At 50.2% G+C, this 12,222-nt stretch carries 14 protein-coding genes; 3 read left to right on the top strand and 11 right to left on the bottom strand.

Annotation, left to right across the window (positions count from 1 at the left end; all coding sequences use genetic code 11):
* Positions 1 to 2: 2 nt before the first annotated feature.
* The 4 genes from IX31_RS05900 to IX31_RS05890 all read right to left on the bottom strand — a co-directional run bounded on the left by IX31_RS05900 (position 3) and on the right by IX31_RS05890 (position 3,818).
* Positions 3 to 1,634, bottom strand: coding sequence for an ATP-binding protein (locus IX31_RS05900; RefSeq protein ID WP_034456285.1), 1,632 nt, complete (start codon positions 1,632 to 1,634; stop codon positions 3 to 5).
* Between the two features lie 430 nt (positions 1,635 to 2,064).
* Complete coding sequence (locus tag IX31_RS23395; protein WP_157093200.1) at positions 2,065 to 2,208, bottom strand: hypothetical protein; 144 nt, start codon at positions 2,206 to 2,208, stop codon at positions 2,065 to 2,067.
* A 126-nt stretch (positions 2,209 to 2,334) separates the two neighbouring features.
* Positions 2,335 to 3,129, bottom strand: coding sequence for an SDR family NAD(P)-dependent oxidoreductase (locus IX31_RS05895; RefSeq protein WP_034456284.1), 795 nt, complete (start codon positions 3,127 to 3,129; stop codon positions 2,335 to 2,337).
* A gap of 227 nt (positions 3,130 to 3,356) precedes the next feature.
* On the bottom strand, positions 3,357 to 3,818 hold the full coding sequence (locus IX31_RS05890; protein WP_034456283.1) for a winged helix-turn-helix transcriptional regulator: 462 nt from the start codon (positions 3,816 to 3,818) through the stop codon (positions 3,357 to 3,359).
* Positions 3,819 to 3,989: 171 nt separating this feature from the next.
* On the opposite strand from IX31_RS05890, the gene agp reads away from it, so the two are divergent.
* A complete protein-coding gene (agp, locus tag IX31_RS05885; protein ID WP_034456282.1) occupies positions 3,990 to 5,228 on the top strand; it encodes a bifunctional glucose-1-phosphatase/inositol phosphatase in 1,239 nt (412 codons plus the stop codon).
* Between the two features lie 784 nt (positions 5,229 to 6,012).
* Here the strand turns inward: agp and IX31_RS05880 are convergent.
* Both IX31_RS05880 and wrbA read right to left on the bottom strand, forming a co-directional pair.
* The gene (locus IX31_RS05880) at positions 6,013 to 6,240 is read right to left on the bottom strand and encodes a YccJ family protein (protein ID WP_034456281.1); all 228 of its coding nucleotides are present in this window, start codon (positions 6,238 to 6,240) and stop codon (positions 6,013 to 6,015) included.
* Between the two features lie 18 nt (positions 6,241 to 6,258).
* Entirely contained in the window at positions 6,259 to 6,855 is a 597-nt protein-coding gene (wrbA, locus tag IX31_RS05875) for an NAD(P)H:quinone oxidoreductase (protein ID WP_034456280.1), read from the bottom strand.
* A 502-nt stretch (positions 6,856 to 7,357) separates the two neighbouring features.
* Between wrbA and IX31_RS05870 the strand changes: the two genes are divergently transcribed.
* Both IX31_RS05870 and IX31_RS05865 read left to right on the top strand, forming a co-directional pair.
* Positions 7,358 to 7,534 (top strand): con-10 family general stress protein, encoded by a 177-nt coding sequence (locus IX31_RS05870; protein WP_034456279.1) that lies wholly within the window; start codon positions 7,358 to 7,360, stop codon positions 7,532 to 7,534.
* Positions 7,535 to 7,656: 122 nt separating this feature from the next.
* Positions 7,657 to 8,592 carry a DMT family transporter gene (locus IX31_RS05865; protein ID WP_034456278.1) on the top strand — a complete coding sequence of 312 codons (936 nt, stop codon included), beginning with the start codon at positions 7,657 to 7,659 and terminating at the stop codon, positions 8,590 to 8,592.
* Here IX31_RS05865 and rutG read toward each other — a convergent pair.
* Genes rutG through rutC form a run of 5 tightly spaced genes read right to left on the bottom strand, consistent with a single transcriptional unit; the run spans position 8,580 to position 12,209 of the window.
* The gene (gene rutG, locus IX31_RS05860) at positions 8,580 to 9,905 is read right to left on the bottom strand and encodes a pyrimidine utilization transport protein G (RefSeq protein WP_034456277.1); all 1,326 of its coding nucleotides are present in this window, start codon (positions 9,903 to 9,905) and stop codon (positions 8,580 to 8,582) included. The two genes, IX31_RS05865 and rutG, sit on opposite strands and share 13 nt — an antisense overlap.
* Positions 9,906 to 9,932: 27 nt before the next feature.
* On the bottom strand, positions 9,933 to 10,421 hold the full coding sequence (gene rutF, locus IX31_RS05855; protein ID WP_081908627.1) for an NADH-dependent FMN reductase RutF: 489 nt from the start codon (positions 10,419 to 10,421) through the stop codon (positions 9,933 to 9,935).
* A 10-nt stretch (positions 10,422 to 10,431) separates the two neighbouring features.
* Positions 10,432 to 11,022: a malonic semialdehyde reductase gene (locus IX31_RS05850; protein WP_034456276.1), complete on the bottom strand. Its 591-nt coding sequence runs from the start codon at positions 11,020 to 11,022 to the stop codon at positions 10,432 to 10,434.
* Positions 11,019 to 11,819 (bottom strand): pyrimidine utilization protein D, encoded by an 801-nt coding sequence (gene rutD, locus IX31_RS05845; protein ID WP_034456275.1) that lies wholly within the window; start codon positions 11,817 to 11,819, stop codon positions 11,019 to 11,021. Before rutD ends, IX31_RS05850 begins: the two co-directional genes overlap by 4 nt.
* 3 nt (positions 11,820 to 11,822) lie before the next feature.
* Positions 11,823 to 12,209 carry a pyrimidine utilization protein C gene (rutC, locus tag IX31_RS05840; RefSeq protein ID WP_034456274.1) on the bottom strand — a complete coding sequence of 129 codons (387 nt, stop codon included), beginning with the start codon at positions 12,207 to 12,209 and terminating at the stop codon, positions 11,823 to 11,825.
* Positions 12,210 to 12,222 lie beyond the last annotated feature (13 nt).

Here is a 12,222-nt window from a genome sequence, read left to right as displayed (position 1 = left end):
GCTCAAACACTTACCGGAAAGGGGATAAAAACAGAAAATATTGTACCTTGCGGCGTATTGTCTGTGATTTCGATACTGCCGTGAGCCTGATGGACGTAACTGGCAACCAGATATAGACCGATGCCATGCTCTGAGCCTGCCATCTCATGAATGCCTGACGGTTTCGTGGTGACGCCCTGCTCAAAAAGATGGGGTTTTAGTTCGTCATCCACACCGCAGCCCTGGTCGGCTACTTCAATCACCAGTTCCTGATTTCTGTCTGAAATATAGAGTTCCACAGGCGCTGAATGTGTCGAGGTTTTCAGCGTAGCGTCCACGGCGTTATCGAGTAAATTGCCAATCACCGACATGAGTTCGGTTTCACCAATTGTCACGGGAATTTGGCTTAGCTGGCAGGCTGGGTCAAATGTAAGCTCAACACCTTTCTCGCGGGCGCTGACGTATTTCCCCAACAACAGGCCACAAAGGGCGGGAGAGGCAAAACGTGCTGAGACAAAATCCAGTACATTTTGTGCACCTTCGGATTGTGCCTGTATATAGCGCATCGCATCGTCATAGCGCTGCATCTGCAATAAACCGGCGAGTGTTGCAGTCCAGTTCAGCTGTTCGTGGCGCATGATGCGAAGGTTGTCAGCGTAGCGCTTCACCTGACTTAATTGGCTACTGAGCGTGTTAATGTCGTTTTTGTCGCGAAAGCTAAAAACCCAACCACTTTCTGCTCCTGGTTCAAGTTCAATCGGGACACGGTTAACAATCACCTGCCGTTGATTCAGCACGGTTATTTGATCGTGATGGCTGTTATTTTCTGTCACGCCATGTTGATTAAAAAATGTGGCAGGAGTTTGTAATATTTCTACCAGTGGTTTGCCGAGTAGTTCATTTTCAGGCTGACGAATATCCAGCAATTCGCGTGCGGCACGGTTAATTAATATCAGCTGCTTCTGCGCGTTAACGGCAAATACACCTTCATACATTGCTTCGAGCAACGCTTTTTGTTGGAGGACCAGCAGAGCGATATCTTTTGGCTCCAGCCAGAACATTTGCTTTTTGACATTCCGGGTGAATATCCATGAAAAGATAAACAGCAGAATCAATAGCAGCAGGCCATATAGACCCGCTTGCCAAAGCCTGGAGGCATTAATATTGGCGATATATGAAGTGAGATAACCAACAGAGACAATACCAATCACTTGGTTTTTAGCATTAAAGATGGGGGCCTTGCTGCGCAATGAAACACCGATGCCACCCTTACGCGTAGAGATAATCGTTTTACCTTGCAAAACTTCGGCGTTGTCACCACCAATCATTGGTAGGTTAATGCGCTCTGGAGATTCAGAGTGGTAAAGATGCTGTTCCTGGGCATCGCCAATCACAATATAACTGGCGTCACTTTGCTTGCGTAACGGCTGGATTAAACGGGCAATTCCCGCCATGTCACGGGTGGCTACCATTTCTGCCAACCCCGGTATCAGAGCAATTTCACTGGCCTGGACGCGCGCACGTTGACCCAGGTCATGCTGTATTTGCCGGTCCATAAAGTGGAACAACATCACGCCCAGCAAAACCAATAGCAGGCACGAAAAGAGCACCAGAGATAAAAAGAGTTTTACCTGAAAAGGTAATCTACGCTTCATATGACCTGCCGTAGGGAAATAACAAAAGCATACCCGGGAAGCGTATCATGCAAACATCACTGGTGTACTCTGGGAAGAGGGGAGTTGTGAAGTCACAAGATAAATAATCATTAATTCGCGCATTGAAATCAGGGTTAATAGCCATATGACCTCCCGTTATTAATTTTTATTAATAAGACAGGATCAACCTTATAAAAACCTTAGTTTGTGATATTAATGCGAGTGGCTATCCGGGAGGTAAAAATTGCTGGTTGTTAGAAACTCATAGTCTGGCCGATACCATAACCTGTTCTGACACTACAGTTTGTCACTGGTGGGGTGCGCTTTCGCCATTATCTGCAGAGCTTTCAGAGATCTGCCCCAGTTGGTTTTGGGCTATTTAAAATCGGGGGAAATATGAACAGAAAATACTTCTGGAATAGTGTGAAAATTAATCAATATCCGTTTTCACCATTTTTTCAATAAAGTGCAGGCTTTCAGATATATGATGGAGAATATTGCCAACATCAAAAAGTATTGCAACCCATAACATAATAACCAGAGCGAGTGCACCCAGCGCAGAATAATTAAACATTTTCATTACATTAGTGGAAATAAGTCATTACTAATACTAAGTATAGCAATCTGACTACAACCTCAATTAAACAAGTCATCTTTTACAAAATTATGCAAAAAGCGGGACGAATCCCGCGCTTTACACTTATTGTTTCTGATATCGGGGAGCAGGAACACCAGTACGGGAAGCCGCAAAAATTGCCAGCCGTGCTGATTCGTAGGCCTCCCACAATGCCAGATCGTGCAGTGGTGGCACCGTCACCTCTTCGCCTTGATCCAATCCCGCCAGTGCGGCATCAACCATATTTTCAGCCGTCATAATGGAATCCGGGGCCAAATGGTCCATTGATACACCTGAGACTTCCCAGATTTCCGTTGCGGTGACCGCAGGTAATACCGCCTGAATACGCACTTTGCTGCCTGCAATCTCTTGCTGCAAACCGCGCGTGAAATTCAACACATAGCCTTTGGTGCCGCTATATACGGCACTACCCGCAATGGCGTGGAGTGAGACAACCGAGGCGATGTTGATAAGCGTGCCGCTATTTTGTGCCTGGAAACGACCGAGGACGGCGAGGCTTAGACGAGTTAGCGCGGTGATATTTAGCATGATGTCCGTCTGGTGTAACGCAGCGCTTCCCGCGGTGAAAGGTGCCAGGTGCGCGGTTCCGGCATTATTGACCAGCACACTGATTCGTTCATTACTGCGCAGCGCTTCTTCAACAGCCTGAATACCGCTTTCTGCCGCCAGATTGGCGGGTAAAATCTGGACGGTGATGCCATGCAGCGCTTCGAGTTTACTCGCCAGTTCACGTAAACGCTCTTCACGGCGTGCGACTAATAACAGGTCGTAACCGCGAGCGGCAAAGCGCTCTGCATATATCGCACCAATACCTGAAGATGCGCCGGTGATGACTGCAACAGAAGGGGAAGTGGTCATGGTAAAGCCTCGTCGTGAAAGTTGATTTTAGGTTTCATAATGAAACTAAATTAAAAGTAGGCTGATTGGTTTTATAATGCAACCATATTGAGGGCGTTTTTTTATTTCTGCATTGACAGGAACGCTTGCTGGCGGGTTAACGAATTAATAATGAAAGGGAAGTGGATGTCGCGACGCTACTCTACGGACAGCTTTTGTAGGTCAGATTATCGCCGCGACATGTGACATTAATTTGGCTCCATCACAACATCAGGGCGCTGTGCGATCACCTCATCAGGCGCAAGCGTGCGGCCATCCTGCGCTTGTAGCTGGAGCTTACGCAGCGGCTGATGGTGTTCATCATCAACAAGTACGCTGCATTTTTCATGGTTATCAAACAAGTAATCACCTCCCCATTGTGCAAGGGCAACCAGCACTGTTTGCAACGCTCGTCCTTTTTCGGTCAATACATATTCATTCCAGGCGCTGCCGTCAGTGGCAGGGCGCACGGTCAAAATACCTTGTTCCACCAATTGCCTGAGTCGCTGAGTCAGCATGTTTTTGGCGATACCGAGGTTTTTCTGGAACTCGCCAAATCGTTTCAGGCCGTTTAAAGCATCGCGCACGATAAGCAATGACCACCAGTCACCGATGATATCGAGTGAACGGGCAACCGGGCAGACGTTACCTTCCATACTTTTGCGTTTCATGAATCCTCCACAGGCTGAGAGCCTTTATTGGTTTTATTATAAAACCTCTCGCCGGGATTGAGTAGTTTTCATTCATCGCGCTGTTTTGCGAGCGGCCCGGAAGGCGGTGTCAGTTTTTTCTGCCAAACTGAATGCGGCACTTTTGTGCAATAACATCCTGAGGATGAAGAGATGAATAAAAAAACGATCGCGGCATTACTGGCAATGGCTTACTTCGCTCCTGCGTTGGCACAAGCCGAAACAGCGCCACAGGGTTATCAGCTTCAACAGGTTTTATTAATGAGTCGTCACAATCTGCGCGCGCCTCTTGCCAATAATGGCAGCGTACTGGAGCAGTCTACTGCGCAGTCATGGCCGGAGTGGGATGTGCCTGGCGGTCAACTCACTACCAAAGGTGGCGTGCTGGAAGTGTATATGGGCCATTATTTGCGTGAATGGTTTGCGGAGCAGGGCTTAGTGACAAGCGGTGAATGCCCAACGCCGCAAAGCATTTATGCCTACGCGAACAGTTTGCAGCGCACCGTTGCCACAGCACAGTTCTTTATCACAGGTGCATTCCCGGGTTGTGATGTACCAGTGCATCATCAGGAGAAAATGGGCACGATGGACCCAACATTTAATCCGGTGATTACTAATGATTCACCTGAGTTCCAGCAAGCAGCCGTGAAGGCGATGGAAACCCAGCGTGAGCAGTACAAACTGGGAGACAGCTATCAGCTTCTTGAGCAAATAGTTGCTTTTAAAGACTCGCCGAGCTGTAAAGAAAAGCAGCAGTGCGATCTCACGGCGGAAAAAGATAAATTCACTGCTAATGCTTCAGAGGAGCCGGGAGTGAGTGGCCCACTAAAAGTGGGGAATTCGCTGGTCGATGCATTCACATTGCAATATTACGAAGGTTTCCCACTGGATCAGGTTGCCTGGGGGCAAATCAAAACGGATCAGCAGTGGAAGGTGTTATCGCAGCTGAAAAATGGTTATCAGGACACGTTATTCACCTCGCCGCAGGTTGCTCAGAATGTGGCAGCACCGCTGATTAAATATATTCAGAAAGCGCTGGCGGGAAATAATAAAGGACCAAAAATCACCTTGCTGGTGGGGCATGACTCCAATATTGCATCGCTTTTGACGGCATTGGATTTCAAACCTTATCAATTGCCTGAACAATATGAACGCACGCCAATTGGCGGGAAAATTATGTTCCAGCGCTGGCATGATGCGAATAACAATCGTGAATTGATGAAGGTGGAATACGTTTATCAAAGTGCTGAACAACTGCGTAAAGCTGATGTACTAAGTCTGCAACAGCCACCACAACGGGTTACGCTCCAGCTTAATGGTTGTCCAACTGATGCCAATGGTTTTTGTCCGTGGGATAAATTTACCCAAGTATTGGCGCAGAGCGTGAAGTAAAGAAGTTACTGGCTCCGCCGCATGATGCGCTGTCTCTTAGTTACATCTTTGAGTTCAGTGCAGTGAGTATTCACTCTGCCAGTACCGTGAGGGTTTCGTTCACCAGGCGTTCTGTGTTTTATGCAGCTACCGAACCGGTGAACGTCTTAGGGGAGTTCACCGTCACTCCCCTAAGAACCCCGACTCCCGGCAAGCAAATCGCCGCAAGCGGTAAACCTCCATTTTCCCTCATTTTTAGGATCGGTTGCGATTCGTTCCAGACGATCACAACCTCTCGCCGTTCCCGACGGCTCGCCCCTAAAAATGAGGGAAAATGGAGGCGATTTAAGCCGGACCCAACACCCTAGCTTCCACTCAGCATTATTACTTGTGCAAGGTATCGCTTTAGATTCTTTAGCAAAACCAAAACCATTTTGTTTCCCGAAACGTGCAGCTGTGCCCTTGTTCCCGGCTTAAATCGCCCCCAGTTTTTCCCCTTCAGTCAGGGGCACGTGGTCGGGAACCACGTGAGAGAGCGATCGTCGGGAACGAATCGCGCACGACCCTGAATGTTGGGGAAAAACTGGGGTTTACCGCTTTAGCGGCGATTTATTTGCCGGGCGCCGGGATTATCAAGGGGATGGCGTAATCCCCTTGATACGTTCACCGTTAGTTGTAATCACATGGAAAAGCCGAACGCACGGGTGAACGGAAAACCTCCGCACCTTACAGTTCTCACCCTGAAAAAATGACCAGATTGAGATCTGTATAAGAGACATCGTGATGCGGGGGAGCCAGGAGCCGACTAAACGTTTCTGCGTTCTATCGTCTGTTCACCCCAAAACAGCGAATCTTTATCTGTTTTTTCAAATGCCAACGCCAGTACCTCGTCGTTGCCGTCTTCCCAAATTTTCTCCGCCATTTTCTCGTCGTATTTAGCCACTTCAAAAATAGCCTCAGCGATTTCAGGAGAGGTGTTGCGTAAACTCGCCCATTCGCCTACATGATGAGCCTTTGATTGTTGATTCTGCATGTACTCCTCCAGAATTATTTAACCATTTAGTTTAACGGCAAGGCCCGCTACGTATTCACCTTGATAGCGAGCAATGGAAAGCTCTACCTGGCTTGGCTGACGCGAACCATCAGCTCCAGCAATGGTTGTTGCACCGTACGGCGTCCCGCCACGAACCTGAGAGACATCAAACAATTCTTGCGCAGCATAGCCGATGGGAACAATCACCATCCCGTGATGAGCAAGAGTTGTCCAGGTTGATGAAATAGTGTGTTCCTGACCGCCGCCGGTGCCTGTTGAACTAAACACGCTGGCAAGCTTGCCGTATAAAGCACCCGAAGCCCATAAACCACCGGTCTGATCGAGGAATGTGCGCATCTGGCCGGACATATTGCCAAAACGAGTGGGAGTGCCAAAAATAATGGCGTCATAATCGGCAAGCTCTTGCGGTGTGGCTTGTGGGGTATTTTGCGTCTTGCCCCCGGCTTTTAAGAAAGCTTCACCTGACATGGTTTCCGGAACTCGCTTCACCGTCACTTCCACGCCATCTACTTTCTGTGCACCCTCTGCCACAGCATGTGCCATGGTTTCGATGTGTCCGTACATTGAGTAATAAAGCACCAGAACTTTAGCCATCTCGCTCACTCCTTACCAGTGTCGCAGCGTTTTGCTGCACTCATTTAAAGATATGTGCTGTGGCCCAGAGTGCAAATCCACCGTCATACTTCAAACTGCATCCTTGTTGGCTGCACTCACTCATCTCAGTGACTTACTTAAGTCAGCTCCTGGGATTATTCCCCTTACGTGGCCGCTGCTGGCAGCGTTAAAAAATTTGTCACTCCCTTGCCGCCTCGATGCAGTTCGAATTATTCAGGAGGATTTGGAAGAAATGTCGCATTAAGTCACATTTTCATTGGGTGACTATTTCATTAAAAATAAGAAAGTCTTATGGATTAAGCGGCAAAAAAATCACCCATTTTGGCGATTACATGTTGCAAGATATTACGGTTAACTGGTCAATTGCCCTGACTGCACTAAGCTTACTTCCACGTAGCGTTACTTAAGCTGCGCGGTGAAAGAATCCTCTTTGACTGAATGCAATATGATGACTTAACTATTTCCAATCCGGAGGTTAGAAATGGCAAACCATCGTGGTGGTTCAGGTAATTTCGCTGAAGACCGTGAAAGAGCATCAGAAGCAGGTCGTAAAGGTGGCCAGCATAGTGGCGGGAATTTTAAGAATGACCCGCAGCGCGCTTCAGAAGCAGGCCAAAAAGGGGGCAAAAATAGTCATGGCAAAGGTAGTAGTAAGTAGTCACTCGCCAGGCTAACCCCAGCCGCCGGTTTTTACCGGCGGTTTTATTTTATCTCTCCCATTGCAAGGCTCACTGCCGCATCGCACACTATCAGGCTTGCTTATCTCGCCCTGGTCCTGTCATGTCTGCCTTACTGCGTCGTTACCAACTCTCTGTCAAACCTCAAGAAGCGATTCTGATCCTCATCACCATGTTCTGGGGTGGGACTTTCCTTGCTGTGCAATATGCGATGACCATGAGCGGGCCATTCTTTTTTGTAGGTTTACGTTTTGCGACTGCCGCGCTTGCCGTAGGGTTGTTATCAATAAAATCGCTGCGCGGTCTGACCTGGCTTGAAGTTAAGGCGGGTGTTTTTATCGGCGTTTCAATCGCCATCGGTTACAGCATGCAGACCTGGGGTTTACAGACGATTCCCAGCAGTAAATCAGCGTTTATTACAGCGATGTATGTCCCGTTGGTGCCAGTGCTGCAATGGATTTGCCTCGGCAAAATGCCAGGGGTGATGTCCTGGGTGGGTGTGGTGCTGGCATTTATTGGCCTGGTTTTCCTCGCCGGGCCGGAAAACACTTCACTCACCCTGGGCGCAGGTGAAATTATCACGCTGATAAGTGCTCTTGCGATTGCCGCAGAAATTATTCTGATCAGCGCCTGGGCGGGCAAAGTGGATATTAAGCGTGTCACTATTGTCCAGCTTGCTACCGCCTCGGTTGTGGCGTTTGCCACCATGATCCCCGCAGGCGAAAGCGTGCCGACCTTTACTCCTGGTCTGTTAGTGATTGCGTTAGGGCTTGGGATTTTCAGTGCCATCATTCAGGTCACTATGAACTGGGCACAACGCAGCGTTTCGCCAACACGCGCTACGGTCATTTATACCGGTGAGCCGGTGTGGGCGGGGATTTTCGGGCGCATTGCCGGGGAACGATTACCGGTGTTGGCGTTGTTGGGTGGTGCGTTGATTGTGCTTGGCGTACTGGTGAGTGAATTGAAGCTTAAACGTAAGAAAAAAGAGGCACCGTTACCGGTGCCTGAGAATGAATTGCAACGTCACGAATCCTGATGAACCACTGAACTATCGCTCACAATTTGTGGGCGACGGCTCAGAATAGCGTTCAATATAATCGCGCCGAACGTTGCCGTGCCAATCCCGCCAAGCGTGAAACCACCCAGTGTTAAGGCGAAATCTCCGGCGCCCAAAACCAGTGTTACCGCCACCATAATCAGGTTACCGTTCTGGCTTAAATCAACATTATGCTGCACCCAGATACGAGCTCCTGCTACAGCAATCAAACCGAATACCACGATTGACGCCCCGCCGATAACCGGGGCAGGAATGGTGTGAATTAATGCGCCAAATTTAGGTGAAAAGCCCAATAACATCGCGATCCCAGATGCTGCCACAAATACCAGCGTTGAATAGACTTTCGTTACTGCCATCACACCGATATTCTCGGCATAGGTTGTGACACCGCTCCCGCCAACGGAACCCGAAAGCATCGTTGCAAGTCCGTCGCCAACAAAGGCTTTGCCGATGTACGGGTCCATGTTTTTTCCCGTCATTCCGGCGACGGCCTTCAGGTGCCCAAGGTTTTCAGCCACCAAAATGACGGCAACAGGGGCAATCAACATCATCGCCTGCGCGTTAAATGTCGGGGAGGTTATTTGTGGAATGCCAAACCAGGCGGCTGAGCTTAAGAGTGCGAAATCGACCGGTTTGCCAAAGCCAAATCCATTCGCCAGAACCGCATAAATGACGCAGGCGAGGATCAGGCCAATCAGAATCAGCAAACGTTGAATCATGCCGCGGGTAAACACCGCGACCAGCCCGATACACAACACCGTCATTACCGCCATCCAGCTATCAAAACTGCTGCCTGAAACGCCGCGCACCGCGATTGGAGCGAGGTTCAGGCCGATAGCCATCACCACCGCACCGGTAACAACCGGTGGCATCAAACGCTCAATCCAGCGAGTTCCGGCTTTCATCACCACAAAACCAATCAGCGTATATACCAAACCGCAGGCGATAATACCGCCGAGCGCTACGCTCAAATGTGGATTCAGCCCTTGCCCGTTAAAACCAGTAACGGCTATCACCACACCAACAAACGCGGCACTGGAGCCTAAATAACTCGGCACGCGTCCGCCAGTCACCACAAAGAACAATAACGTCCCAATACCCGACATCAATATCGACAGATTCGGGTCAAGCCCCATCAGTAGTGGCATCAGCACTGTGGCACCAAACATCGCTACCGCATGTTGTACGCCCATCACTAGCGTCTGGCCGAGGGGAAGTGTTTCGTCCGGAGCCACCACGCCACCTTCTGGCACCGTTTTTTTACGCCATTGTGGAAACCAGGTATTCGCCATATTCATCTCCAGCAGATATCGTGTCGGCTAACAGGCAGGCCGCATCAGTTGATGGTAGCCACGGTCAAACCACACCAGGCCATGGGTATCGTCGTTACGTTCAAGGGCGACTAATTCACAAAATAAGATGTCATGCGTACCAACACTGACGACCTGGCTAATCCGGCAGTCGAACGATACGAGTGCGCCTTCCAGTTGCGGGCAGCCGGTTATACCGTGCCGCCAGCGGGCAGCGGAAAAACGTTCGGTCATCGCCGTCTTTCCACCAAATAAATTCGAAAGATCTTCATGCCCGGCCGCCAGTGTGTTCACACACAGTGCCTGATTGCGGCTAAAAATCGGCCACACAGAAGCGCTACGATTCAGGCATACCAGCAATGTTGGTGGTTCGTCCGTTACGCTACATACCGCCGAGGCAGTAAACCCGGCGCGTCCGGCAGGGCCATCGGTAGTGACAATATTCACCGCTGCACCAAGGCACGACATCGCATCGCGAAAGGCTTGTTTTTCGATCATCTTCAACTCCTCAGGCGAGAACACAGGCCTCTTCAAACGCTAAACGAGGCAAGCGCGAATGGGTTTTTGCCGGGTCACCGTAGCCAATATTAACCAGCAAATTGCTTTTCCAGCCGCTTGCGCCAAAAAACTCGGCATCCACTTTTTCGCGGTCAAAACCAGACATTGGCCCGGTATCTAAACCGAGTGCGCGACAGGCAGAAATCAGATACGCCGCTTGCATCGAGCTATTGCGAAAGGCGGTCTCCTGCGCCAGTTCCGGGCTCGAGGTAAACCAGGCACGGGCATCTGCGTAAGGGAACAGTTTGGGTAGCAGCTCAAAGAACGCCGGATCCCAGGCCACAATCGCAGTGACGGGGGCGGTCATGGTTTTCTCAACGTTGCCCGCAGAAAGCATGGGTTTCAGGCGCGCTTTTGCGTCTGTACTGCGCACAAACAAAAAGCGGGCAGGCGAACAGTTGGCTGATGTCGGACTAAGGCGTAGCAGGTTATAAATCTCGGCAAGTTGTTCATCACTCACCGGTTTATCCAGCCACGCGCTATGGGTATGTGCGCCGGTAAATAAGGTTTCCAGCGCTTCGGACGTAATAGCGTGACTCATATAATTTCCTTGAGGTAAGCAGGTTCGGTCACCAGAAAACTCAGCAGTCGCTGGTTACAATCGCTGGCCGCAGTGACGTTGCAGGCGTGCCCGCCCCACGGCATGATTTCAAGCAGACTGTTCGGTAATGCGTTGTGCAGTTCTTCAGAACAGATCCATGGCACCAGCAGATCGTCTCGGGAACACATCACCAGCACCTGTTGGTGGATGCGGGCGGCGGTGGCGTGAAAGTCAGCGGCCTTTAACGCATTCAGGCGGCGTGTGAGATTTTCTAGCCCTTGAAAGTGCGCGTTATGCATCGCTTCTTCGGCTTCAAGGCGTGGCTGGTTGGCCGCCATCCAGTCTGCCGGGTAGAGAAACAGCGGCTGCGCCTGCAAATAGGCGGCGGGACCGCTGTCTTGCAGCAAGGTTTCACGAACCGCAAAGCAGCGCCGGGTATGGGCGTTGAGCTGCAACCAGCCGTTGATTATTGCCAGCTTGTCGATGGCTGCGGGGTAATCAAGCGCCAGTTGCATTGCGACCAGACCACCCAGCGCATGGCCAAGCACGCTGTAATGCGTAATGCCCTGTTGCAGCATGGCGGTGTGAATTTCCTGCGCCATATCAGGCAGGCAATAATCATTAGGCAGCGGTTGCTTATTCACTCCGGTGCCGCGCTGGTCATAAACCACCAGTTGGTAGTGTTCAGCCAGTGCCGCACGTTGTGGCAGCCAGTAACTGCCCATACCACCGAGCCCGGCAATCAGCAGCAAAGTCGGGGCGTTGGGGAAGGGCGCTTGAGTCAGCTCAATCTGCATAAACTATTTCCCGATATGCGCGACGCTTGCGATTTCTACCAACGCGTCCGGTTTCACCAGACCACATTGAATGCAAAACCGTGCAGGCTTATCACCTGGGAAAAACTCGGCATACACTTCGTTGATGGCGGCGTAGTTCGTCCAGTCGGTAATAAAAATCTGATTAAAGGTAATGTCGTCCATGGTGCCACCTGCGGTTTCAATCACCGACTTAATGGTTTCCAGCACATGGCGCGTCTGGGCTTTGGCATCACCGACGTGAACCACATTATTTTGTTTATCGAATGGTAATGTGCCGGAGACATACACCACGCCATCAGCGAGGGTGCCTGGCACAAACGGTGCGATGGGTGTCGTCGTTCCCGGCGGAATGATTACGGATTTCGGCATGGGCTATTCCTTA

The organism is Buttiauxella noackiae (genome assembly GCF_000737905.1).
Classification (GTDB): Bacteria; Pseudomonadota; Gammaproteobacteria; order Enterobacterales; family Enterobacteriaceae; genus Buttiauxella; species Buttiauxella noackiae.
This window is presented reverse-complemented; position numbering and strand designations above follow the sequence as displayed.

Coding starts and splice junctions, on each gene's coding strand:
- IX31_RS23395 (WP_157093200.1), bottom strand. CDS start 2,208: ATGTTTAATTATTCTGCGCTGGGTGCACTCGCTCTGGTTATTATGTTA.
- rutF (WP_081908627.1), bottom strand. CDS start 10,421: ATGATCGAAAAACAAGCCTTTCGCGATGCGATGTCGTGCCTTGGTGCA.
- rutG (WP_034456277.1), bottom strand. CDS start 9,905: ATGGCGAATACCTGGTTTCCACAATGGCGTAAAAAAACGGTGCCAGAA.
- wrbA (WP_034456280.1), bottom strand. CDS start 6,855: ATGGCTAAAGTTCTGGTGCTTTATTACTCAATGTACGGACACATCGAA.
- IX31_RS05900 (WP_034456285.1), bottom strand. CDS start 1,634: ATGAAGCGTAGATTACCTTTTCAGGTAAAACTCTTTTTATCTCTGGTG.
- IX31_RS05895 (WP_034456284.1), bottom strand. CDS start 3,129: ATGACCACTTCCCCTTCTGTTGCAGTCATCACCGGCGCATCTTCAGGT.
- IX31_RS05850 (WP_034456276.1), bottom strand. CDS start 11,022: ATGAGTCACGCTATTACGTCCGAAGCGCTGGAAACCTTATTTACCGGC.
- IX31_RS05870 (WP_034456279.1), top strand. CDS start 7,358: ATGGCAAACCATCGTGGTGGTTCAGGTAATTTCGCTGAAGACCGTGAA.
- IX31_RS05865 (WP_034456278.1), top strand. CDS start 7,657: ATGTCTGCCTTACTGCGTCGTTACCAACTCTCTGTCAAACCTCAAGAA.
- agp (WP_034456282.1), top strand. CDS start 3,990: ATGAATAAAAAAACGATCGCGGCATTACTGGCAATGGCTTACTTCGCT.
- rutC (WP_034456274.1), bottom strand. CDS start 12,209: ATGCCGAAATCCGTAATCATTCCGCCGGGAACGACGACACCCATCGCA.
- IX31_RS05880 (WP_034456281.1), bottom strand. CDS start 6,240: ATGCAGAATCAACAATCAAAGGCTCATCATGTAGGCGAATGGGCGAGT.
- rutD (WP_034456275.1), bottom strand. CDS start 11,819: ATGCAGATTGAGCTGACTCAAGCGCCCTTCCCCAACGCCCCGACTTTG.
- IX31_RS05890 (WP_034456283.1), bottom strand. CDS start 3,818: ATGAAACGCAAAAGTATGGAAGGTAACGTCTGCCCGGTTGCCCGTTCA.